At 67.1% G+C, this 20,902-nt stretch carries 23 protein-coding genes; 13 read left to right on the top strand and 10 right to left on the bottom strand.

Going from position 1 to position 20,902, the window contains the following annotated elements:
• Positions 1-76: 76 nt before the first annotated feature.
• Positions 77-688 (top strand): VUT family protein, encoded by a 612-nt coding sequence (locus NUW50_RS10420; protein ID WP_258289040.1) that lies wholly within the window; start codon positions 77-79, stop codon positions 686-688.
• Positions 689-928: 240 nt separating this feature from the next.
• Here NUW50_RS10420 and NUW50_RS10415 read toward each other — a convergent pair whose 3' ends face one another.
• On the bottom strand, positions 929-2,776 hold the full coding sequence (locus NUW50_RS10415) for a hypothetical protein (RefSeq protein ID WP_258289038.1): 1,848 nt from the start codon (positions 2,774-2,776) through the stop codon (positions 929-931).
• Between the two features lie 94 nt (positions 2,777-2,870).
• Here NUW50_RS10415 and arfB point away from each other — a divergent pair, with 94 nt between their 5' ends.
• The 9 genes from arfB (at position 2,871) to NUW50_RS10370 (ending at position 9,666) form a co-directional block, all read left to right on the top strand.
• Positions 2,871-3,293, top strand: a complete 423-nt coding sequence (gene arfB, locus NUW50_RS10410; RefSeq protein WP_258289037.1) for an alternative ribosome rescue aminoacyl-tRNA hydrolase ArfB — start codon at positions 2,871-2,873, stop codon at positions 3,291-3,293.
• Complete coding sequence (locus NUW50_RS10405) at positions 3,280-3,804, top strand: hypothetical protein (protein WP_258289036.1); 525 nt, start codon at positions 3,280-3,282, stop codon at positions 3,802-3,804. Before arfB ends, NUW50_RS10405 begins: the two co-directional genes overlap by 14 nt.
• Positions 3,801-5,066, top strand: coding sequence for an aspartate aminotransferase family protein (locus NUW50_RS10400; protein WP_258289035.1), 1,266 nt, complete (start codon positions 3,801-3,803; stop codon positions 5,064-5,066). The genes NUW50_RS10405 and NUW50_RS10400 overlap by 4 nt, the downstream gene beginning before the upstream one ends.
• On the top strand, positions 5,063-6,022 hold the full coding sequence (locus tag NUW50_RS10395; protein ID WP_258289034.1) for a phosphotransferase enzyme family protein: 960 nt from the start codon (positions 5,063-5,065) through the stop codon (positions 6,020-6,022). The genes NUW50_RS10400 and NUW50_RS10395 overlap by 4 nt, the downstream gene beginning before the upstream one ends.
• Positions 6,023-6,101: 79 nt before the next feature.
• On the top strand, positions 6,102-6,704 hold the full coding sequence (locus tag NUW50_RS10390; protein ID WP_258289033.1) for a TetR/AcrR family transcriptional regulator: 603 nt from the start codon (positions 6,102-6,104) through the stop codon (positions 6,702-6,704).
• Positions 6,701-7,480, top strand: a complete 780-nt coding sequence (locus NUW50_RS10385) for an enoyl-CoA hydratase/isomerase family protein (RefSeq protein ID WP_258289032.1) — start codon at positions 6,701-6,703, stop codon at positions 7,478-7,480. Before NUW50_RS10390 ends, NUW50_RS10385 begins: the two co-directional genes overlap by 4 nt.
• The gene (locus tag NUW50_RS10380) at positions 7,473-8,963 is read left to right on the top strand and encodes a class I adenylate-forming enzyme family protein (RefSeq protein WP_258289031.1); all 1,491 of its coding nucleotides are present in this window, start codon (positions 7,473-7,475) and stop codon (positions 8,961-8,963) included. Before NUW50_RS10385 ends, NUW50_RS10380 begins: the two co-directional genes overlap by 8 nt.
• Positions 8,960-9,313 (top strand): MaoC family dehydratase, encoded by a 354-nt coding sequence (locus NUW50_RS10375; RefSeq protein ID WP_258289030.1) that lies wholly within the window; start codon positions 8,960-8,962, stop codon positions 9,311-9,313. Before NUW50_RS10380 ends, NUW50_RS10375 begins: the two co-directional genes overlap by 4 nt.
• Positions 9,310-9,666, top strand: a complete 357-nt coding sequence (locus NUW50_RS10370) for a phosphate acetyltransferase (RefSeq protein ID WP_258289029.1) — start codon at positions 9,310-9,312, stop codon at positions 9,664-9,666. Before NUW50_RS10375 ends, NUW50_RS10370 begins: the two co-directional genes overlap by 4 nt.
• A 15-nt stretch (positions 9,667-9,681) precedes the next feature.
• On the opposite strand, the gene NUW50_RS10365 is transcribed toward NUW50_RS10370, so the two are convergent.
• The 8 genes from NUW50_RS10365 to NUW50_RS10330 all read right to left on the bottom strand — a co-directional run bounded on the left by NUW50_RS10365 (position 9,682) and on the right by NUW50_RS10330 (position 17,058).
• The gene (locus NUW50_RS10365) at positions 9,682-10,467 is read right to left on the bottom strand and encodes an alpha/beta fold hydrolase (protein ID WP_258289028.1); all 786 of its coding nucleotides are present in this window, start codon (positions 10,465-10,467) and stop codon (positions 9,682-9,684) included.
• A complete protein-coding gene (locus NUW50_RS10360; RefSeq protein ID WP_258289027.1) occupies positions 10,464-11,513 on the bottom strand; it encodes a branched-chain amino acid ABC transporter permease in 1,050 nt (349 codons plus the stop codon). Before NUW50_RS10360 ends, NUW50_RS10365 begins: the two co-directional genes overlap by 4 nt.
• Positions 11,510-12,541 carry a branched-chain amino acid ABC transporter permease gene (locus NUW50_RS10355; protein ID WP_258289026.1) on the bottom strand — a complete coding sequence of 344 codons (1,032 nt, stop codon included), beginning with the start codon at positions 12,539-12,541 and terminating at the stop codon, positions 11,510-11,512. The genes NUW50_RS10360 and NUW50_RS10355 overlap by 4 nt, the downstream gene beginning before the upstream one ends.
• A 34-nt stretch (positions 12,542-12,575) precedes the next feature.
• Positions 12,576-13,298 (bottom strand): ABC transporter ATP-binding protein, encoded by a 723-nt coding sequence (locus NUW50_RS10350; RefSeq protein ID WP_258289025.1) that lies wholly within the window; start codon positions 13,296-13,298, stop codon positions 12,576-12,578.
• On the bottom strand, positions 13,291-14,055 hold the full coding sequence (locus tag NUW50_RS10345; protein ID WP_258289024.1) for an ABC transporter ATP-binding protein: 765 nt from the start codon (positions 14,053-14,055) through the stop codon (positions 13,291-13,293). Before NUW50_RS10345 ends, NUW50_RS10350 begins: the two co-directional genes overlap by 8 nt.
• Positions 14,056-14,111: 56 nt before the next feature.
• Entirely contained in the window at positions 14,112-15,284 is a 1,173-nt protein-coding gene (locus NUW50_RS10340; RefSeq protein WP_258289023.1) for a substrate-binding domain-containing protein, read from the bottom strand.
• A gap of 242 nt (positions 15,285-15,526) precedes the next feature.
• Positions 15,527-15,823, bottom strand: coding sequence for a hypothetical protein (locus NUW50_RS10335; protein WP_258289022.1), 297 nt, complete (start codon positions 15,821-15,823; stop codon positions 15,527-15,529).
• A 314-nt stretch (positions 15,824-16,137) separates the two neighbouring features.
• Positions 16,138-17,058, bottom strand: a complete 921-nt coding sequence (locus tag NUW50_RS10330) for a LysR family transcriptional regulator ArgP (protein ID WP_258289021.1) — start codon at positions 17,056-17,058, stop codon at positions 16,138-16,140.
• A 226-nt stretch (positions 17,059-17,284) separates the two neighbouring features.
• Between NUW50_RS10330 and NUW50_RS10325 the strand changes: the two genes are divergently transcribed.
• Both NUW50_RS10325 and NUW50_RS10320 read left to right on the top strand, forming a co-directional pair.
• A complete protein-coding gene (locus NUW50_RS10325; RefSeq protein WP_258289020.1) occupies positions 17,285-18,190 on the top strand; it encodes a fatty acid desaturase family protein in 906 nt (301 codons plus the stop codon).
• A gap of 573 nt (positions 18,191-18,763) precedes the next feature.
• Positions 18,764-18,952 (top strand): hypothetical protein, encoded by a 189-nt coding sequence (locus NUW50_RS10320; RefSeq protein WP_258289019.1) that lies wholly within the window; start codon positions 18,764-18,766, stop codon positions 18,950-18,952.
• 226 nt (positions 18,953-19,178) lie between these two features.
• Here the strand turns inward: NUW50_RS10320 and NUW50_RS10315 are convergent, their stop codons facing one another.
• On the bottom strand, positions 19,179-19,691 hold the full coding sequence (locus tag NUW50_RS10315) for an autoinducer binding domain-containing protein (RefSeq protein ID WP_258288928.1): 513 nt from the start codon (positions 19,689-19,691) through the stop codon (positions 19,179-19,181).
• 382 nt (positions 19,692-20,073) lie between these two features.
• Here NUW50_RS10315 and NUW50_RS10310 point away from each other — a divergent pair, with 382 nt between their 5' ends.
• Positions 20,074-20,778: a metallophosphoesterase gene (locus tag NUW50_RS10310; protein WP_258289018.1), complete on the top strand. Its 705-nt coding sequence runs from the start codon at positions 20,074-20,076 to the stop codon at positions 20,776-20,778.
• Positions 20,779-20,902 lie beyond the last annotated feature (124 nt).

Below are 20,902 nucleotides of genomic sequence, written 5' to 3'. Positions count from 1 at the left end.
GCGCTATGCCCCGCGCGCCCTGCCGATCCTGCGGCGAGGCCAAGTCTCCGCGACCTTGCCAAAACGGAATGATGCCATGACCCGCCTGCTTCCCGCCATCCTCGCGATGGCGGCCATCGTGACCGCCTCGAACATCCTGGTGCAGTTCCTGCTGGGCGACTGGCTGACCTGGGGCGCCTTCACCTATCCCTTCGCCTTTCTGGTCACCGATCTGACCAACCGCTTTCACGGTCCTGCCGCCGCCCGCCGGGTGGTGCTGGCCGGGTTCGCCACCGGGGTGGTCTGTTCCTTCATCGCGGCCGGGCTGGACAAGACCACCCTGCGCATCGCCACCGGGTCCGGAGTGGCCTTCCTGGCGGCACAGCTGACCGATGTGGCGGTGTTCCACTGGCTTCGGCGCGGTCGCTGGTGGCGCGCGCCGCTGGTCTCGACCCTGGTCGGATCGGCGCTCGACACGGCGCTGTTCTTCTCCATCGCCTTCTGGTCCGGGCTCACCCTCTTTGGCCCGGCCGAGACCGAAGCCGCCGCCTGGGCCTCGGATCCGACACCCTTCCTGAACCTCGGCCCGGTGCTGCCCTTCTGGGTTTCGCTGGCCTGCGCGGACTGGAGTGTCAAGCTTGCCCTGGCCTTGATCGCGCTGGTTCCCTTCCGCCTCATTCTTGGGCGCCTGGGCGCACGGGTTGCGTAAAACATTTTGACAAACACAAAATCTGTGCCAACACTTCCTTATCGGCAACATTTGAAAGGAGGTGGTCCAGTGTCTAGAGTGATAGTGGAGACAGGTGTCAGGACAGTCGGAGGGGCCGAAACCTGAGGGCAGACCCGAGGGTTGAACACTTCTGATTGGGCGACCTAACTGGCCCATCTTCTTAGATCTCGAAGGGCCGTCGGATCACTCCGGCGGCCCTTTCCTGTTGCGCTGTCCGGCTCAGTCCAGGCCCAGGCTGCGGCGCGCATCGGCCTCGGCGGCGTCGATCGCCGCCAGAAGATCAGCCTCGAACGCGCTGCGGGAAATCTCTTCCTCCAATTTCAGCGCCAGGAAATCGACCCCGACCATCACCCCGACCCCGCCGACGATGCCGCCGATCACCGCACCGGCACCGGTGCCCAGCCCCGGCACCACGCTGCCGCCCAGCCCCCCGGCGCCGCCGCCGGCCAGTATCCCGCCGCCGACCGTCAGTGCCTTGGTCCCGGCGACCTTGACCAGCGCCTTCGCACCCAGCTTGAAGGCCGAGGAGACCACCACCTTGCCCATCAGCTTGGTCCCGGCAAAGGCGGCGATGCCCGCAGCCCCGCCGATCAGTCCCGACGCCCCCAGCCGTGTCTCCAGCGCGATGGCGTCGCCCATCTCGGGCAGCACGGGAAGCTCGGCAATGCTGTCCGTCAGCACGACCGTTTCGGTGTCGCTGGGCAGGTTCGGGCCGCAGTCCGCCAATGCCCTGGCCCGCTCGATCAGGTAATCCTGCCGCGGGATCGTCTGAACCGTCTTGATCGCCTGATCCAGCGCTTCGAAAGCCACCCCGTTGGTCAGCCCCGCCTGCAACTGCTCGCGCAGGAACGCCTCGCCATTGCCGGCCACCAGATTCAGGGTGCGCAGATACTCAGCGCTGAGGCTGTAATAGCTGTCCAGCGTTGCCGGGACATTGGCCCGCATCTGATCGAAGACACCCTCCAGCTCGCGGTCGAGGGCGTCGTGGCCGGCACGGACCGCCGCGGCGAAACGGGCATCGTTCTCCCGCAACCGGGTCAGAACCTCGGCCGGGCAGACCCGATCACCCACCAGCACCGCTTCGACGACCCGCCGCAGGTCGCTGGGTCTGAGCGAGGGCGGCGGGGTCTTGGGAATGTCGCTGTCCGATGCCAGCGGAATGCCGTCCACGGCGTCCGGCGCCAGTCCCGGAGCCATTGTCTCGGGGGCGGCTTCGGCAACGACCGGTGCAAAGACCAGCCGCGCCTCCAGCGCCGCCGCCAGTTGCACCGAAATCAGCACCAGGATCACCGGAATCGCAGTTGCCAGGGCCAGCCGTCCCGCCGGGACCCGGGGCGGCACATCCTCGATGCTCGGCACCAGCACCCGCCGCCGCTCGGGCAGGGCCAGCAGGCCGGCCCCGGCCGCCGCCAGCGCCAGACCCCAGAAGGCCGCGGCGGCGCCAATGGCGACCAGTCCGAACCGCAGAACTCCGGGCAGCCATTGCAGCAGATAGTCCCCGGTCAGGCCATTGATCGCCACGAGGTCGGTCAATTCTCCCAGAAGCGCGCTGCTCCCAAGGTAGTCCGCCGCCGGCGTCACGGCACCCCCGGTCCCGATGCCGACACACCAGAGAACACCCATCAGCCCCGCCGTCACCCATGCGCTCAGCCGCAGGGCGAAGCCGAGCCGGGCAAAGGGCCGGATCGTGCTCTGCAGGCGTTTCTCGACCAGGGGCACCAGCCCCCAGAAGACCAGCGCGACCGCCCCGACCCAGACCATCGCCAACGGCCCCGAGGCGATGACCCAGGCCACCGTGGTCAGGCCCGCCCAGACACCCGCCAGAAGCGCCAGAAGCACCCGGCCGACATGGGCGTCCAGCAGGAACTGCCACCAGACCGGGCGGTTGAGGATCGCCAGCGCATGCGCCCGGCGCACCGACGACAGGTAGATCCCGCCGATCGCCGCCATCAGGGCCACCGCGTTGAAGATGATCAGCGCCCCGGGAAGACTCAGATGCGCACCGCCAAGCGATGCCAGCGCGATCACCGCCAGCCAGATCGCCACCGCAAAAGCCGGTCCTGCCATTCGGTCCTCCCTCGCCGATGAAGGTGCAATGCACCGGGCTGCCTTGCAAGCGGCGCTGTCAACGTGCAGGAAGCCCTTGACGGGAAGAGGTCCGATGCTGCGCGTCACCGACGATATCCAGATTGCCGACTGGGAACTGACCGAACAATTCGTGCGGTCGTCCGGTCCCGGCGGCCAGAACGTCAACAAGGTCTCGACCGCGGTCGAGCTGCGCTTTGCCGCCGGGTCCAGCCCGGCCCTGCCGCCGCCGGTCAAGGCGCGGTTGCGCCGGCTGGCGGGGCGGCGGATGACCGAGGACGGGGTGCTGGTGCTCCAGGTTGACGAGACCCGCAGCCAGGCCCGCAATCGCGAGATCGCACGCGAACGGCTGGTCGAGCTGATCCGGAAGGCGACCGCGGCTCCGAAGCGGCGGATCGCCACCAGACCGACCCTCGGGTCGAAGAAACGCCGGCTTCAGGCCAAGGCGGTGCGTGGTCAGGTCAAGGCCTTGCGGGGGCGTGTCGATGACGACTCCTGAGCGCCCCTCCGGGCTGACCCCCGATTGCGACAGCTGCGCGGCGCTCTGCTGCATCATTCTGGCCTTCGACAAGGGCGAAGCCTTCGCCATCGACAAGCCCGCCGGCCTGCCCTGCCCGCATCTCGATGGCCATGCCTGCTCCATCCATGCCAGTCTGACCGATGCCGGCTTCCCGGGCTGCGCCCGGTATGACTGCTTCGGCGCCGGGCAGATCGTCACGCGCGACATCTTCGCCGGGGCCTCCTGGCAGGATCAGCCCGATCTGGCCATGCCCATGGCCGAGGCGTTCCGCCTGCTGCGCGAGGTGCAGGACATGCGCGCCCAGCTGCAGATCGCCCTGGACCGTTTCGCGCCGGACGAGGCCCTGCGCGCCCGGATCGAGGCGCTCGACCGGCAGCTGGCCCCGGAGTGGTCGGCCGAGACCCTGGCCGCCTTTGATCCCGCCGCCGCCCGCGCCGCCTTTCAGGACATCCTGTCCGCCCTGCGCAATGCCAAGGGGGCCCCCGCATGAGCGAAGACCTTCTTGCCCGACGTCGCCGGCTGCTGGGTCCGAACGTGCCGACCTTCTATGACCAGCCGGTCGAGATCGTCCGGGGCGAGGGTGTCTGGCTCTGGGATGCCGAGGGCACCCGCTATCTGGATTGCTACAACAACGTGCCGCATGTCGGCCATTGCCACCCGAAGGTGGTCGAGGCCATCGCCACCCAGTCGGCGCTTCTCAATACCCATACCCGCTACCTGCACCGGGGCATCCTGGACTATGCCGAACGCCTCACCTCGCTGTTCGACCACGAGCTGAAGCAGCTTCTGGTCGCCTGCACCGGCTCCGAGGCCAATGACATCGCCCTGCGCATGGCACAGGCGGTGACCGGCAAGACCGGCATCATCGCCACCGACAACACCTATCACGGCAACACTTCGGCCGTCTCGGCCCTGTCCACCCGCCGGCCCCCGATCGGCGGCTATCCCGGCCATGTCCGGCTGATCCCGGCGCCGGATTCCGTGGCCCCGGTGGGCGGTTCGCTGGAAGCGCAGCCCCAGGCCTTTGCCCGCAACCTGCACCGCGCGATCGTCGATCTCGAAGATGCCGGGCACGGCTTTGCGGCGCTGATCCTCTGCCCGGCCTTCGCCAACGAAGGTCTGCCGGCGCTCTCGCCCGCCTTTCTGGAGCCCGCCGTCGGCCTCGTCCGCCGCGCCCGGGGCCTGATCATCGCGGATGAGGTGCAGCCCGGCTTCGGCCGCGTCGGCAGCCATTTCTGGGGCCATCAGGCCCTGGGATTCGCACCCGATATCGTCACCCTGGGCAAGCCGATGGGCAATGGCTACCCGGTGGCCGGCGTCGTGACCCGGCCCGAGATCATGGCAGAGTTCCGGGAAGCCTTCGGCTATTTCAACACCTTCGGCGGCAACCCCGTGGCGATGGCGGCGGCGACGGCGGTGCTGGACGTGCTGGAAGAGGAAGGCCTTGTCGAAAACGCCCGCAAGACCGGCGCCTACATGCAGAAGGCCCTGCGCGGGCTGTCGCATCCCGGCATCGTCGAGGTGCGCGGCAAGGGCCTGTTCTTCGGCATCGAATTTGCCCGCGACGGGGAACCGGACGGGGCGGCGGCGGCCTGGATGGTCGAGGCGATGAAGGCGCGCGGCGTGCTGTTGGGCCGGGTCGGGCGCAAGCAGCAGGTGCTGAAGCTGCGCCCGCCGATGCCCTTCCAGCGGGCGCAGGCCGACGAGGTGGTCGAAAAGCTTGCCGCCTGTCTGGCCGAATTGCCGCAATGACCGAGGCCCTGCAGGCCGAGGCGCTGTCGGTGCTGGCCCATTGGGGGCCGCTGGCCGAGGCACCGCGCCTGATCAAGCACCGCGAAAACGCCGTCTTCGAGGTGCATCTGGCCGATGGAGCCCATGCCGCCCTGCGGCTGCACCGCCCCGGCTATCAAAGCGATGCGGCGATCCGTTCCGAACTCTGGTGGTGCCAGGCGCTGGCCGCGGCGGGATTCCCGGCGGCCGAGCCGCTGCCGACCCGGGCCGGCGCCCTGCTGGTCCCCGGTCCGCGCCATGCCGCGAGCCTGATCCGCTGGTGCGACGGCCAACCCCTGGGCGCGGCCGGAGAGCCGCTGCCGCCGGAGGCCCCGGCGCTCTACCACCGTCTCGGCGCGCTGATCGCGGACCTGCATGACGCGACCGACCGGCTGACCCTGCCGCCCGGCTTCACGCGCCCGACCTGGGACGCCGAGGGATTCCTGGGCGAAGCACCGCTCTGGGGCCGGTTCTGGGACAGCCCGGCCCTGTCCGGGCCCGACCGGGCACTGCTGACCCGGGCCCGCGACGCGGCGCTTCGGGCGCTCGAAGCGCTGGAGTCTCCGGATTTCGGCCTGATCCATGCCGACGTCCTGCGCGAGAATGTGCTGGTTGCGGACGGGCGGCTGACCCTGATCGACTTTGACGACAGCGGCTTCGGATATCGGTTCTACGATCTGGCGACGGCCCTTTCGCAGGGCAGTGACGACCCCGGCCTCGCGCCGGTGGCGCGGGCGCTGCTGGACGGCTATGCCCGCCACCGCCCGCTGCCGCCCGAGGCGCCGCGCCTGCTGACCCTGTTCTGCCTGCTGCGCGCCATGGCCTCGGTCGGCTGGCTGGCCAGCCGCGCGGCCCCGGACGATCCGCGCCAGAAGGGCTACATCGCCCGCGCGACCCGGCTGGCCGAGCTGTGGCTGCAGGGCCAAACCCTTTCCTAGGGTCTTGATCCATGGCCGGGAACCGGGCCGGCGTTGACGACGCGCGCCCTGAATGCTAGTGAAACATGAATCAACGATCATGTTTTCTATGGCAATCGCGACGAAACCCAGAACCAAGCGAGGCGAGCAGCGCCGGGCCGAGATCCTGGCCGCGGCCGAACAGGTCTTCGGCACCAAGGGCTATTCCGATGCTTCGGTTGCCGAGATCACCACGGTGGCCCGAACCGCGCAGGGGACGCTCTACATCTATTTCTCGGGCAAGGACGAAATCTTCACCGAGCTGGTGCGCGAGATGGGCCGGATGACCCGCGCCAAGGTCGGCCGGGCCGTCGCGGGGGCCAGCGGGCGGCTGGATGCCGAGCGGCGCGGCCTGGCGGCCTTCCTGCGGATCGCCGCGGAACGCCCGGCGCTCTATCGCATCGTCGAGGAGGCGCGCTTCGTGGCGCCCGAAGCCTATCGGTCGTATTTCGAGGATTTCGCCCGCGCCTACCGGCTGCATCTGGACGAGGCGGTCGCCGAAGGCGGCATCCGCCCGGGCGACAACGAGGTGCGCGCCTGGGCACTGATGGGCATGGCCAAGACCCTGGGCGAGCGCTTCATCCTCTGGGGCCGGGAAACCGACATCGACCGGATCGTCGATCATGCCATCGACATGATCGACCATGGCCTGCGGGCGAAATGAGCCTTGTTAGTGTCGAATATGGGGGGAAGACGGCACGGATCACGCTGACCCGGGCCGAACGCAGCAACGCCCTGTCGCCCGGTCTCATCTACGGCCTGCTGCAGGCGGTCGAGGCCGCGGCGGCACGCCGGGTCTCGACCCTGGTGCTGGCGGCCGAGGGGCGTAATTTCTCGACCGGCGGCGATGTCGGGCTGTTCGCCGAAGCGGTGACGGACGGGCGCGGACGGGCCTATGCCCGAGAACTCGTGGGCGGTCTGCACCGGCTGATCATGGCGCTGCTGCGGCTGCCGGCGGTGGTGGTCACGGCGGCACAGGGCGCGATCACCGGCGGCTCGGCCGGGCTGATCCTTGCTTCCGACTATGTGCTGCTGGGCGAGGACGCCTTTCTGCAGCCCTGGTATTCGCGGGTCGGATTCTCTCCCGATGGCGGCTGGACGGCGCTCTTGCCGGATCGGATCGGGGCGCATCGGGCACTGGCGATGCAGATCGACAACCGGCGCCTCGGCGCCGCGCAGGCGGTCGAACTGGGATTGGCCGAACGCCTGGTTCCGGTGGCCGAACTTCCCGCCGCGGTCGAAACGGTGCTGACGGATCTGGCAGCCTCGCGCATCGACTCGATCCTCGCGGCCAAACGGCTGATCTGGGATCAGGCCCGGCTGGCAAGGGTCGGGGCGCGGCTGGATGCCGAAGCGGCGGCCTTCGAGGGCCTGATCGAGCAGCCCGGGACCGCCGCCGGGATGGCGGATTTCCTGGCAGGAGCGCGGGCCGATGCCTGAGATCCTTCCGGACATGAGTGCCAAGCAGGCGGAACTGGGTGGCACGGCCACCGCCTTTGTCGATGGCGAAACCCGTTACAGCTTTGCCCGGGTCGATGTCGAGGCCGCCGCTCTCGCGGGTGGGCTGCGGAACCTTGGGCTGAACCCGGGCGACCGGCTGGCGGCGCTCTGCCACAACCGCGTCGAATTCTTCCTGATCCTCTTCGCCTGCCAGAAAGCCGGGCTGACCCTTGTGCCGCTGAACTGGCGCCAGCCGGTGGCCGAGCTGCTGCCGGTGCTGGACGGTCTGTCCCCGGCGGCGATCCTGTTTGACCATGCCAACGCCGCGACCGGGCGGGCCCTGGCGCGGCGGCTGAAACTGCAGGCGCTGACAATGGACGCGCCCGACCCGGGCGAGACCGCGCTGGCCGAGTTGCTGGAAGCAGAGCCGCTGGCCTGCGACGGGGTTGACGCCGAAACGCCCTGGTATCTGCTGCTGACCTCGGGCACCACCGGCCAGCCCAAGGCGGTGATCCAGACCGCGCGGATGGCCTGGGCCAATGCCGTGAACGTCGCCCGCGCCGTCGATCTGACCTCGGCCGACCGCTCGATCAACTATCTGCCGCTGTTCCACACGGCGGGAATCAACCTCTACACCCTGCCGGTGTTCCTGTTCGGAGGAACCTCGACGCTGGTGCCGCGGTTCGAGCCCGACCGGATCCTCGACCTGATCCTGGCCGGCGGCATCACCTGCTTCTTCGGGGTTCCTGCGATCTACCAGGCCTTCAGCCTGCATCCGCGCGTGGACGAGGTGGACTGGTCTGGCCTGCGTATGGGCTGCGGCGGTGCACCGCTGCCCGAGCCGCTGATCCGCTTCTTCGCCGAACGCGGCGGCGTGATCTGCAACGGCATGGGCATGACCGAGACCGGGCCGACGGTGTTCCTGATGGACCCGGCCCACGCGCCCGGCAAGATCGGCTCGGTCGGCAAGCCGCAGGCGATGACCCAGGTGCGCCTGGCCGGGGTGGCGCAGGGAGAGCCCGGGCGCGGCGAGATCGAGCTGCGCGGCCCCAACATCACCCCGGGCTATTTCGGGAATCCCGAGGCCACCGTCGCCGCCTTCACGGCGGATGGCTGGCTGAAGACCGGCGATGTCGGGCAGCGCGACGCCGACGGCTATTACCGGATCGTCGACCGGATCAAGGACATGTACATCTCGGGCGGCGAGAACGTCTATCCGGCCGAAGTCGAGCGGGTGCTGAACGAACATCCCGAGGTGCTCGAAGCGGCGGTGATCGGCATGGCCGACGAACGTTGGGGCGAGGTCGGCGCCGCCTTCCTGTTGCCGCGGCCGGGTGCGGCGCCGGATCTCGACACGCTGGCGCCCTGGTGCCGCGAAAGGCTCGCCGCCTACAAGGTGCCGAAGCGGTTCCATCTGGTGGAGGACTTCCCGCGCACCGCCGCCGGCAAGATCATGAAGACCGAACTGAGGAAGCGCCTGTGAAACTCACCGCCGACTGGACCCCGACCCAGGCCGAGTTCGACGCCTTCGCGGCGGTCTCGGGCGACGACAATCCGATCCATGTCGATGCCGATTTCTCGGCCCGCACCCGCTTTGGCCGCACCGTGGCGCATGGGATGCTGATCTATTCCAGGCTCTGGAGCCTGCTGGGAAGCGCCTGCCCCGGGCTGCGCCAGTTGCGGCAGGAGCTGATGTTCCCCAACCCCTGCTATGCCGGCGACCCGGTGCAGTTGAGCGTCGAATCCCTGGCGCCGGGCCGCTATGCGATGCGGGCGGCGCGAAAATCCGACGGGGCCGAGCTGTTGCTGGGCGAAACCGAGGTGGCGCCGTGAAGCCGGGCGATGCCGTCGAGGTGAGCCGGCGCTACGGTGCCGAGGATCTGCAGCGTTTCGCGGTGCTGGCCGGTGCGGTGGAGGGTGCGGAGACCGTGCCCGAACCGCTGATCGGGGCGCTGTTTTCCTATCTGCTCGGGGTGCGGCTTCCGGGGCCGGGCACCAACTACCTGAAGCAGGAATTGCGGTTTCTGGCTTCGGCACCGCTCGATACCGAACTGACGGCGCGGGTCGAGATCACCCGGCTGCGGCCGGAAAAGCATCTGGTCGATCTGCGGACCACCTGCCGGCTGCCGGACGGCACCCTGATCTGCGACGGGCGGGCGCTGGTCCTGGCCCGGGACGTCGGCTGAGCGGCCCCGCGGGGCTCAATCCAGCCCTTCGGCAAAACCGGCCACCATGGCGGCAAAGGCCCCGGGTTCCTCCAGATGCGGCGAATGGCCGGAATTGGTAAAACCCTGCGCCGCGCCCTGCGGCGCGGTGGCGGCGATCCAGCTGGCGGCCTCTGACGGATAGACCCGGCTGCGGGCGCCATAGGCGGCCAGCACCGGGAACGGCAGCCGGCCGATGGTTTCGCGTTCGTCCATCGCCACCAGGCTTTCCCAGGCCGCCAGCATCGCCACCGGATCACAGGCCCGGATACGCTCGCAGGCGGCATCGAAGCCGAACCCCTCCGGGCCGGGCAGGGCCGCGAACATCCCCGCTGCGATCGCCCCGACGCTGCCTTGCCAGTCCCGCCGGAACCGCCCGGTCGAGGCGGCGATGCTGGCCGCGGTCTGGCCCTTCAGCCCCAGCGACCAGCCCGGCCCGTTGACGATCCGCGGGCTCATATCGACACTGACAAGGCCGGAAATGCCCCCGGTGCCATGGGTCCGCGCCAGCCGCCAGGCCACCGCCGCCCCCATCGACCAGCCCAGCAGAACCACGTCACGCAGCCCGCGCGCGGCGATGAGGCCATGGACCGCCCGCGCCGCGGCATCCAGGTCGGCCGGTCCTTCCGGGGCGTCGCCATGGCCCGGCAGGTCCGGCGCCAGGCAATGGAACCGGTCCGACAGCCGCGCGATCTGGTCGGCGAACAGTGCCCCGCGCATGGTCCAGCCATGCAGGAACAGGATCGGACGGCCGCGCCCGGCCTCGATCAGCCCTGCGCTCATCTGCGCCGCAGCCGGCCGACGATGCCGGTGGGGAAGAAATAGACCGAAAGGATGAACAGCACCCCCAGCCACAGCAGCCAGCGGTCCGGGTCGAGAAGCTGCGGCAGCAACGGCAGGCCCTGCAGCGCCCCCTCGGCCAGGCCCATCAGCCCCTGCAGGTAGTTCTGCGCCAGGATGAAGATCACCGCCCCGACCACGGCGCCATACATGGTTCCCATGCCTCCGATCACCACCATCAGCAGGATGTCGATCATGATCTCGAAGCTCAGCACCGTGCTGGGCCCGACATAGCGCAGCCAGATCGCATAGAGCGATCCGGCCAGGGCCGCCGCCACCGCCGACAGCACCGTCGCACCGGTGCGGAACCAGACCACCCGATAGCCGATCGCCTCGGCCCGGAACTCGTTTTCCCGGATTGCCAGCAGCACCCGGCCAAAGGGCGAATTGACGATCCGCAGCAGCACCAGGAACAGGACCGTCGCGCAGCTGAAGACCAGGTAGTAGTTCAGCAGCTTGCCGTTCAGGGTGACGCCGAACAGCTTGAAGTCCGCATATTTCTGCGCCGCCGTCAGGGCCCGCGGGATCTGGAAGTTCAGCCCGTCCTCGCCGCCGGTCAGGGCCGACATCTGGCTGACCAGAACCGCCACGGCCGAGGCGACAGCCAGGGTGATCATGGCAAAGAAGATCGCCCGCACCCGCAGCGAGAACAGGCCGATCGCCAACGCCAGCAGCGCCGCGGCCAGGGCGCCGGAAAGGGTGCCGATCCCCAGGGCGGCGAAGCTGCGGCCCATGTGCTCGGAAGTCAGCGCCACGCCATAGGCGCCGAAACCGAAGAACATCGTATGGGCAAAGCTGACGATGCCGGCATAGCCCAGCAGCAGGTCATAGCTTGCCACCAGCACCACGAAGACGCAGATCCGTGCCGCGGTATCCAGCGCCCTCGTCCCGGGAAACAGGAACGGCGCCAGCGCCAGCCCGATCAGCAGCAGCACCAGGATGGCCGAGATCAGCGGCCCGCCGGGCCGGTCCTGCGACAACAGCTTCATTTCGACTTCACCACCGCCATCATGCCTTCCGGCCGCCACATCAGCACCGCCACCAGCAGGGCGATGTTCGACACCATGGCCAGTTTCGGTTCCAGGAAAGCGGCATAGTTCTGCACCAGCCCGACCAGCAACGCGCCGAGAAAGCAGCCCTCGACCGAGCCGAGACCGCCGATGATGACCACGATGAACACCAGCACCATCAGTGAGGCGCCCATGTCGGCCGTGATGACCTCGTCATAGAGGCCCCACATGACCCCGCCCAGGCCGGCCAGGGCCGAACCGGCGACGAAGGTGCCGATGAAGACCAGCCGCAGACGATAGCCCAGGGCCTGCACCATCTCGCCGTTCTGCACCCCGGCGCGGACGATCAGGCCGATCCGGCTGTGGCGCAGCACCAGCCGCATCGCCAGGAACACGATCAGCCCCAGTGCCACCGCCACCAGCCGATATTTCTCGAGCGCGGCCCCGGCGAATGTGACCGCGCCCTTCAGCATCTCGGGCCGGGTGATGAATATCTGCGCCGGCCCCCAGATCACCAGGATCAGCTGTTCGGCCACGATCAGCCCGCCCATGGTCACCAGGATCTGTTTCAGATGCGCGCCATAGACCGGCCGCACGATGACCCTTTCGAACAGCCAGCCCATGGTCCCGGTCACCAGGACTGCCGCCACCAGCGCCAGCCCCAGAGCCGCCAGGTTCAGTGGCAGCGAGGCCGCCGCGGTCCAGGAGGCCAGCGCCAGCAGCACCGAGACGCCGACGAAGGCCCCCAGCGATATGAAGGCGCCATGGCCGAAGTTGATCACGTCCATCAGCCCGAAGACCAGGGTCAGCCCCGAAGCCATCAGGAAGATCATCATCCCCATGGCCAGGCCACTGACGGTGAGGGTCAGCCAGGACGAGGTCGAGGGGATCGCCAGCCAGCCGAAGACCATCAGCAGCGGCACCAGCAGCAGCGGCAGCCAGGGCGCCAGCCGGTCGGACAGGCCGGCCCGGGCGAATGTCGGGCGGTGGTCGGGGGCGGCGCTCATCGGGCAATACCATCGAAACAGGGTCTGTGAAGGGTCATGGCGCCTCCAGGCTCAGGCCCATCAGCCGTTCCTGAAGGGCGGTGTCGGCGGCCAGTTCGGCCATGGGGCCGGACCAGATCACCCGCCCGTCATCCATCACCGCGCAGCTGTCTCCCAGCAGGCGGGCGACTGCGAAGTTCTGCTCCACCAGCAGGATCGCCGCGCCTTCGGCCTTCAGGTCCCGCAAGGCGGCGGCCATGGTGGCGACAATGGCCGGCGCCAGCCCCTTGGTGGGTTCGTCGATCAGATAGAGCCGCCGCTCTTCCGCCATGGCGCGGGCAATCGACAGCATCTGTTTCTGGCCGCCCGAAAGATTGCCGGCAGCCGATTTCCAGAATGTCTTCAACGGCGGGAAGGCGGCGAATATCCGGTCGAGTCGGTCGGACGACAGCGGCCCCGAGGCGGCGGCAAGGATCAGGTTCTCCTCTACGGTCAGATCGGTGAAGATGCCCATGTCCTCGGGCACGAAGCCGATGCCGGCCCGGGCGATGGCGGCGGTGGGCAGTGCGGTGACGTCGCGGCCGTCAAAGGTGATCTGCCCGGCCCGCGCCCGCCACAGCCCCATCACGGTCCGCAGTGTCGTGGTCTTGCCGACGCCATTGCGCCCCAGCAACATGGTCACCCCGCCGCGCGGCACCTCCAGTTCGACGCCCTGAAGGATGTGATAGCGCCCGATATCGGTATGGACGCCCTTGAGTGTCAGGATCGGATCAGACATCGGCCAGCGCCTTGCCCATATAGGCCTCCTGCACCACCTCCGAGGCCATGACCTCGGCCGGCGGACCGTCGGCGGCAAGGGCCCCGTTGTGCAGAACGACGATCCGGTCGGCCAGGGTGCGGATCACGTCCATCTTGTGCTCGACCAGCAGGATGCATTTTCCGGTTTCCGCCTTCAGCCCGGCAATCAGGTCCAGCACCACCGGCGCCTCGTCCACCGACATGCCCGCCGTCGGCTCGTCGAACATGTAGACCAGCGGATCGAGCGCGACGAGCAACGCCACCTCCAGCTTGCGCTGGTTGCCGTGGCTCAGCTCGGTCACGGTCTGGTCGGCAATGGCGGTCAGCCGGACCCGCTCCAGCACCCTGTCCGCCGCCTCGGCCACCTCGGCATGGGCCGCGGCCACCGACCACAGATCGTGCCCCAGCCCGCGTTTCGACTGGATCACCAGCCGGATGTTCTCGCGCACCGTCAGGTTGGGGAACAGGTTCGTCAGCTGGAACGCCCGGCCGATGCCGGCATGGGTGCGCCGGGCCACCGACAGGCCGGTCAGGTCCCGGCCCTTCAGCATGACCCGCCCGGCACTGGCGCGGATCTGGCCCGAGATCAGGTTGAAATAGGTGGTCTTGCCGGCGCCGTTGGGCCCGACCAGCGCCGTCAGCTCACCCTGGCGAAAGCCGCAGGTCACCCGATCGACGGCGACATGGCCGCCGAAGCGCACGGTCAATCCTTCGGTGGCCAGAAGCACGTCGCTCATCACATCGCCTGCCGGGGTTGGGGGACAGGCCGGGGTAGAGCTCCCCGGCCATGCCGTCACTGGTTCTGGATCGGGATCGGCAGTTCGTCGATCGACAGCTTGCGCACCAGTTCGGGAATGCCGTAATCGACGCCGTCCTTCACCACGGTGCGGAAGTGATACATCGACTGCAACGCCTGGTGATCCTCGGGGCGGAAGCGCATCGTGCCCTTGGGCGTCTCGAACTCCATCCCTTCCATGGCCGAGATCAGCGCCTCGGTATCGGTCGAACCGGCCTTCTTGATCGCATCGACGATGGCGATGCCCGCCGCCATGCCGCCGGCGGTGAAGAAATCGGGCGGGGTGCCGAAGCGGGCTTCATGCTCCTTGACCAGCCAGTCGTTCACCGGGTTCTTCGGGATGCCGTAGTAGTAGTAGGTCGCACCTTCCATCCCGGGCACTTCCCGATAGGCCTTCAGCGCCGCCAGGATGTTGCCGCCGGTGGTGATCTCGATGCCGAAACGGCCCGGGTCCATGGCGTTGATCTTGCCGATCGGGGTTGCCCCGGCCCAGATGATGAACAGCTTCTTCTTGCCCGGCAGGTCCTTCATCGCGTTGAAGATGCGCTCGGCCGCGGCGGTGAAATCGGTCGCGTCGGTGGGCAGATATTCCTCGTCCACCAGCTTGGCGCCGGTGGTTTCCAGCGCCGCCTTGAAGGCCGCGACCCCGTCATGGCCGAAGGCATAGTCCTGCGCCAGCGTCGCCACCGAGACATCCGGCCCGCCGATGGCGATGGCATTGGCCACCGCGTCCTGGCTCGAGTTGCGGCCGGTGCGGAAGATGTAGCGGTTCCAGTCCTTGCCGGTGATCGAGTCGGCCACGGCCGGTTCGACCAGCAGGATCTTCTCGTATTCCTGGGCCACCGGCAGCATCGCCAGCGCCACGCCGGAACTGACCGGACCCACGGCGATGTCGGCTTCGTCGTCGCTGAAGGCCTCTTCCAGCGCCGCCTTGCCGATCTCGGGTTTCAGCTGGGTGTCCTTCTCGATCACGGTGATCTTCTCGCCGTTGATCTCCATGGTGCCGCCGGTGGCATATTCCAGCCCCAGCATCAGCCCGGTATGCGACTGGGCCGCATAGGCCTCCAGCGCACCCGTCTTGCCGTAGACATGCGCGATCACGATGTCGGCCCGGGCCGTTCCGGCCATGACCGAAGCTGCCGCCAGGGCGGTCAGAACTGTCTTTCTCATGAGTCCTCCCTCTCCATTGCCATGCATTTCATGACATATGAGTCATGGTTCATATTATGGAGGCAGAATGGCCCTGTCAATTTCCGTCACCGGGAAAAACGAAACTGCGCCACACCCGGCCGGGTGGTGGCGCATCGGTCCTGTCGGGGATGTGGTCGCAGGGCGATGGCCCGGCGGCGGCGTGCTGCTGTCAGGTCAGCGCCTTGGCGCTGACCTTTGGGCGGCAACGGCGCGAAGGCCGGTCAGGCGGCGCCGACCGTGGCTTCGGTTTGCCAGGCGCGGTTCCGGGCCGCCTCGAAATCTTCCGCATTGCGGACCGCGCCTTCCCGCGTGATGCGGGCGATGAGGTTGCCGGACCGGGTGGTTTCGAGCGTGAGAAGACCGGCGCTTTCCAGATCCTCTAGCCGGCGACAGATCGAATCTTCCGACTCCAGGGCGAAGAGCGGCGGAATCTGCCCCTTCCGCGCCAGTTTCCCGTGAAGGCTGGAGCAATTTGCCTCGCCTCCGAAGTCTTCGACGAGCACCTTGAGTATCTGCATGGCGTCCTGTTCCCCCTGGCCGTGTTGCGTCCTGTCCGATCCCTGGTCTCGACCACATGCGGGACTGAACGGCATCCCGGTCCTGTCCCGATCGGGGCATGACCCTTGGCTTCCGTTGGAAGCCCGCACCATGTCGAAGCCAATCCCCCGAAGGGGAATGAACTGGCACACGCCACGAGTCGAAAGCCCGCAGGCGCGCCGGTCCTTCCAGTAGCCCGGGGAATCTGGCGAAATTATGCCGACAAGATGGCCATGACCGCGCATTGCGGAATTTCGGGCGGCCGATCCGGCCGCAGGGGGCGGGGCTTTGCGGCTCAGTTCAGGCGGAAGGCGTCCGGCTCCAGGTGGATCTTGGCCTGCTCCAGCACGATCTCACCAAGCCGCGCCAGGATGTCCCCGGCCATCGAGTTGGTTTGCCAATGCAGAGAGACCTTCACCGCCTTGCCGGGGGTCAGTTCGACCAGCTCGCCGCGCTCGATATGCGGCTTCCCGGCGATGCTGGGGACGAGACCCCAGGCAGTGCCGTTCAGGCAACAGGCCAGATAGCCTTCGTAGGAAGGCACCAGATGCACCGAGATCGGGACGGCCTCGCCGAAGTTCAGCATCATCCACTGGTCCTGAATCGTGTCCTTTCGGTCGAAGGACAGGCAGACCGCCTTGCCGATGCTGCTCAGGTTGACCCCGTCGGCAAAGTGCTTTTCGGTGAATTCCGGCGAGGCGACCGCGATATAGTCCATCGATCCCAGCGACACGCGCCGGCAGCCCTGAACCGGCGCCTCGAGCGAGGTGACGACAGCCAGCGCATCGCCCGACTTCAGGCTGCGCTCGGTATGTTCCTGATCGTCGGGAAGGATGTCGAAGCGGATGTTCAGCTCTTCCGCCGCCTGCTTGATCACGTGCGGGAACCAGGACGCCAGGCTGTCGTTGTTGACGCCGATCCGGATCGTCGCCGCCGTCGCGCCGCCGCCGCCGCCCATCTCGCTCATCCGCTCGCTGAGCTCGTATTGCAGCAACGAGACCTGCTCGACATGCCGGCACAGCTGAAGCCCCGCCTCGGTCGCCACGCAGGGACGGCCCCGCACCACCAGCACCGAACCGACCTTTTCCTCGAGCTGCCTGATTCGCTGGCTGACCGCGGATTGGGTCACATTCATCGACTTCGCGGCGGCATCGAAGCTGCCCTCGCGCACAACCGCAGCTAGTACGGCCAGAGAATCGTAATCGAAGTGCAACACCGTCTGCTTCCGTCTATTAGGGACCCTAATGCCTCATATGATGTAATATGCAGCCATGCGCCCCTTGTAAAGTGATTTCGCTGAATATTCATTAGTTCTTCTAATGCAAAACCGCTTTACGGCGGATAATCCACAATCCCCATTACCCTATGTGCCGTTTTGCGGTACGCTTCAAGGACTTGACCCGGGGGGGCACATGTCAGGACTAACTCTACGCAGAGAATTCATGCGCCGATTCGTCGGCATGCAACGCTATTCGCGCTCGACCGCACGGATGGTGGTGGGCGTCTATCTGGCGACGATCTTCGCCTCTGTCGGCTTCGGCCACTATCTGTTGTCGCTACCGACCAGCTGGATGACTATCGTTCTGGTTGTATTCACCGCGATCTTCATCGGAACGCGGCACCGCGGCCTGAACAACATCATCCACGAGTGCAGCCATGCCTCATTCGCGGATGAGCGGCAGGACAACACGGTGATCGGAAGCCTCTGCGCCTCGCTCTTGTTGAAGAGCTTCACCAAGTATCGCGACGACCACCTCTCGCATCACGCCCATATCGGCGATTACGAGATGGACCACGAGTTTGCGCCGATCAAGAAGTTCCGGCTGCACGAGCCGCTGACCGCCAGGACCGTGCTCCGGCATATCGTGACGCCGCTGCTCGGCCGCCATCTCAGGATGTATACCGGCATCAACCTGTCGGACGAGGATGGCCGGGCCTATTACTGGCTCAAGATCGCGGTGGTCGCGGCCATCGTGCTGTTCACGATCCTGCAGCCGCTCACCTCGCTGATCTTCGTGATCATCCCGCTCTTCTATATATATCCGACGATCAACTTCTGGACCGACTGTCTGGACCACGCCGGTCTGGTCGGGGCCGAGGATGAGCTGGAGGCATCGAGAAACGTTCTGGCGCCGACGCCGGTCCGCCTGCTCTTCTTCCCGCGGAACGACTGCTACCATCTGGTGCACCACCTGTTCCCGCAGATTCCCGCCCGCCACCTGCACAAGGCCCATGCCGAGCTGTGCGAGAGCCCGGACTACTGCGGCCAGCCGGCGGCCGTCTGGCCGACCCACCGGTTCCTGACGCCGCCGCTGGTGTCCAAGACGGCGGCGCCGGCCTCGGACTGAGGCTCCGGGCGCCCTGCCCTTTGACTGACCCTGTCGGCTTCGGTTCGACCGAAGCCGATTTCTTCTTTCCCGGCCTGGTCCCGCGCGGCGTGACATCCGTAAGCTCCGGATGAGTCCCCTTGCGGCCCTGGGCCGGTCTTTCCCTGTCCGGATCGCGCGACTCGCCCTGCGACAGGGCGGCAACGGGGCCGATTCTCAGGGCCGGAGAATCGCCCTGGCAGGGAATCCGGGCAAAAAAGTGGGCCTTCACCCCAGTTCTCTGGTTCCGATCTGGAAATAACCGGCCCTCGATATGGAAACAATCGACGGTCAGGCCCCCTCCCGACCGGCCTTCCGGCGCCATGGGCATGGGGCAAATCAGGCGGAAAGCAACAATCGCGTTCCTGGATCCGGGATAATGGCCGGCAGCCCCCTGTGACTGTCCCGGGATCGGCCACATGCCAGTAGCCAGCCTAATGCATATTTAGATTGATTTATACTTTGGCTAATTCCGTGTGCCCAATTGTTGCCACAAACGTAAACAGAGATTGAGGGGACATTGGACGACAGACACGGACAACCTGGAAGATGAACATGCAAACGGATTACATCGCCAAGGCACGCAAAGGTCGGAAGCTTGCCCTCGAGAGTCTTCCCAGGCCCAGCGAGCGGCGGATCAACCTCTTTGGTCCGACATCGGCACCCAGTCTCGACCCGCAAGAGGTCGGCGCGGTGTTCGCAACCAGCCAGACCTACTTCAACGAGCGGCACGCCGCCGCCTGAACAAACCCACCCGGGCTTGCGCGTCCCTCCGTTGGCAAGCCCGGGCGAGCAGAACGGCCTCGGTCGGTCCCCCCGAATCCGACAGACCAGGTGCCGCAGAACCCCGCCCTGCCCGACACAGGGCGGGGTTCCTTTTTTGTTTACGCGAAGGGCCAGGTCTGGCCCCGATCGTTACCTGTCCGCGACCTGATGCCGGAAATCGGCGGCCGCGGGTCACATCAATGATTTACTTGAAAGTCTTTTTCCGCGCCGCGAATGTCACCGAGGTATTGTGCAGGCTCTGAACGCGGAGCCGCAGCAATTCCAGTTCGTCGTCGGTGAATTCACGGTCATCGCGGTAGAAAATCCCGTAGGACAGGAGCTTGCCGCTGGATTCGGTGCCATGGCTGACCACGGCGCCGTATTTCAGCCCGTGCCGTGCGGCGCGGGCCATGATGCCGGAATCGTCGTCTTCTTTGATCTGGCTCAACCTCGTGACGCCGGAATGGGCGTAGATCCAGAGCATGACCGGATCACGCAACATGAGAGCATCTTCGGTATATTCCGACACCCAGGCCTCGGGCAGGGTGCTGCGCGAGACGGCCGGCAGGCCGAAGCTGGCGCATGCGGCGATGTGGTATCCGGAAATGGCCAGTTCGCCGAAGTCGAAGGTGGTTCCGCCGGCGCGGGTCCACGGCAGACGATACTGGGCACCGTCTTCGGGAGTTTGAACCGGGAAAGAGGAAACATCGTCGAACATCTGCCTGGCCTTCTTCGCGCAGGTGGCCCCGGGGAACCGAGGCCACAAAAGGTTGGGTAAGCGACACACTGAAATCACTTATTAACTGACCTAATCCTGCATTAGGTGAACTTACTTGTCAACAGTTCAGTTGGCTGGATGTGCCGTTTCCGGTGAACACATTGTTTCCTGCACGCGCAAAGGTTGCGGGGCAGGGGGGGCGGCGCTTGCCGCGATCTTCCCCCTCGACACCGGTCCGGACCCGCGCTTAGGTAGAGGCCAGATGCCGCCCGGGGCGGCGCTGCCCGCAGGTCCATGAAGACAACCACAGACAAACGAACCGATGCCTGACTGGCGCCGATTCCTGGGCCTGGGTCCAAGGCGCCGGGCGCCGGAGCCGGTGATGCCGGTGCCTGCACCGCCGGCGCCCGAGGAGCCGATCGCGGTGATCGGCGATGTTCACGGCTGTGCCGCGCTGCTCGACCGGCTTCTGGAAAGGCTGGCGGAAGAGGCGCCCGCGGCGCGGAAGATCTTCGTCGGCGATCTCATCGACCGTGGCGACGACAGCGCCGGAACGCTGGCGCGGCTGCGGGAGCTTCCCGATGCAGTCTGCCTGCAGGGCAACCATGAGGAGATCTGTTTCGATTTCCTCCATGCCCCGGAAGATCAGGGGCCGCGCTGGCTGAAGGTGGGCGGGTTGCAGACTCTGGCAAGCTTCGGCATCGGCGGGCTGAGCATCTCGTCGCGCGGCGCCGCCCTGTCGAAGGCCCGCGACGATCTGGTTGCGGCAATGGGCGAGGCGACGCTGGACTGGCTGCGCGGCCTGCCCTCGTCCTGGCAGAGCGGCAATGTGCTGGTGACCCATGCCGGGGCCGACCCGGCGGTGCCGCCCGGGGCGCAGGCCGACGCGGTGCTGCACTGGGGGCATCGCGATTTCGGCCGGGTGCCGCGCCAGGACGGTGTCTGGGTGGTCCACGGCCATGTCATCGTCGACGAGGTGCGGATCAGGGACGGGCGGATCAGCGTCGACACAGGCGCCTATGCCCATGGCCGGCTGTCGGCGGTGGTGCTGGCGCCGGGCGAGGATGCCCGCGTGGTGACGACCTGACCGCGCGCATTGCCGGCCGGGAGCGGCGTTGCCGGAAAACATGCCCTGCGCCCAGGATCGGAAATTCGGAAAACCCGACACTGGATAGGTCGTGTTGACAAAAGGGAATCACATCGTGCTTTGA

It is taken from the genome of Frigidibacter sp. ROC022 (genome assembly GCF_024723735.1).
Taxonomy (GTDB): Bacteria; Pseudomonadota; Alphaproteobacteria; order Rhodobacterales; family Rhodobacteraceae; genus SLM-1.
This window is presented reverse-complemented; position numbering and strand designations above follow the sequence as displayed.

Excerpts from the sequence above, each read along its gene's own strand:
- NUW50_RS10350 (WP_258289025.1), bottom strand. The coding sequence starts at position 13,298 with ATGTCTGATCCGATCCTGACACTCAAGGGCGTCCATACCGATATCGGG.
- arfB (WP_258289037.1), top strand. The coding sequence starts at position 2,871 with ATGCTGCGCGTCACCGACGATATCCAGATTGCCGACTGGGAACTGACC.
- NUW50_RS10380 (WP_258289031.1), top strand. The coding sequence starts at position 7,473 with ATGCCTGAGATCCTTCCGGACATGAGTGCCAAGCAGGCGGAACTGGGT.
- NUW50_RS10355 (WP_258289026.1), bottom strand. The coding sequence starts at position 12,541 with ATGAGCGCCGCCCCCGACCACCGCCCGACATTCGCCCGGGCCGGCCTG.
- NUW50_RS10365 (WP_258289028.1), bottom strand. The coding sequence starts at position 10,467 with ATGAGCGCAGGGCTGATCGAGGCCGGGCGCGGCCGTCCGATCCTGTTC.
- NUW50_RS10345 (WP_258289024.1), bottom strand. The coding sequence starts at position 14,055 with ATGAGCGACGTGCTTCTGGCCACCGAAGGATTGACCGTGCGCTTCGGC.
- NUW50_RS10310 (WP_258289018.1), top strand. The coding sequence starts at position 20,074 with ATGCCGGTGCCTGCACCGCCGGCGCCCGAGGAGCCGATCGCGGTGATC.
- NUW50_RS10415 (WP_258289038.1), bottom strand. The coding sequence starts at position 2,776 with ATGGCAGGACCGGCTTTTGCGGTGGCGATCTGGCTGGCGGTGATCGCG.
- NUW50_RS10385 (WP_258289032.1), top strand. The coding sequence starts at position 6,701 with ATGAGCCTTGTTAGTGTCGAATATGGGGGGAAGACGGCACGGATCACG.
- NUW50_RS10325 (WP_258289020.1), top strand. The coding sequence starts at position 17,285 with ATGCGCCGATTCGTCGGCATGCAACGCTATTCGCGCTCGACCGCACGG.
- NUW50_RS10405 (WP_258289036.1), top strand. The coding sequence starts at position 3,280 with ATGACGACTCCTGAGCGCCCCTCCGGGCTGACCCCCGATTGCGACAGC.
- NUW50_RS10420 (WP_258289040.1), top strand. The coding sequence starts at position 77 with ATGACCCGCCTGCTTCCCGCCATCCTCGCGATGGCGGCCATCGTGACC.
- NUW50_RS10390 (WP_258289033.1), top strand. The coding sequence starts at position 6,102 with ATGTTTTCTATGGCAATCGCGACGAAACCCAGAACCAAGCGAGGCGAG.
- NUW50_RS10395 (WP_258289034.1), top strand. The coding sequence starts at position 5,063 with ATGACCGAGGCCCTGCAGGCCGAGGCGCTGTCGGTGCTGGCCCATTGG.
- NUW50_RS10400 (WP_258289035.1), top strand. The coding sequence starts at position 3,801 with ATGAGCGAAGACCTTCTTGCCCGACGTCGCCGGCTGCTGGGTCCGAAC.
- NUW50_RS10320 (WP_258289019.1), top strand. The coding sequence starts at position 18,764 with ATGCAAACGGATTACATCGCCAAGGCACGCAAAGGTCGGAAGCTTGCC.
- NUW50_RS10335 (WP_258289022.1), bottom strand. The coding sequence starts at position 15,823 with ATGCAGATACTCAAGGTGCTCGTCGAAGACTTCGGAGGCGAGGCAAAT.
- NUW50_RS10340 (WP_258289023.1), bottom strand. The coding sequence starts at position 15,284 with ATGAGAAAGACAGTTCTGACCGCCCTGGCGGCAGCTTCGGTCATGGCC.
- NUW50_RS10360 (WP_258289027.1), bottom strand. The coding sequence starts at position 11,513 with ATGAAGCTGTTGTCGCAGGACCGGCCCGGCGGGCCGCTGATCTCGGCC.
- NUW50_RS10315 (WP_258288928.1), bottom strand. The coding sequence starts at position 19,691 with ATGTTCGACGATGTTTCCTCTTTCCCGGTTCAAACTCCCGAAGACGGT.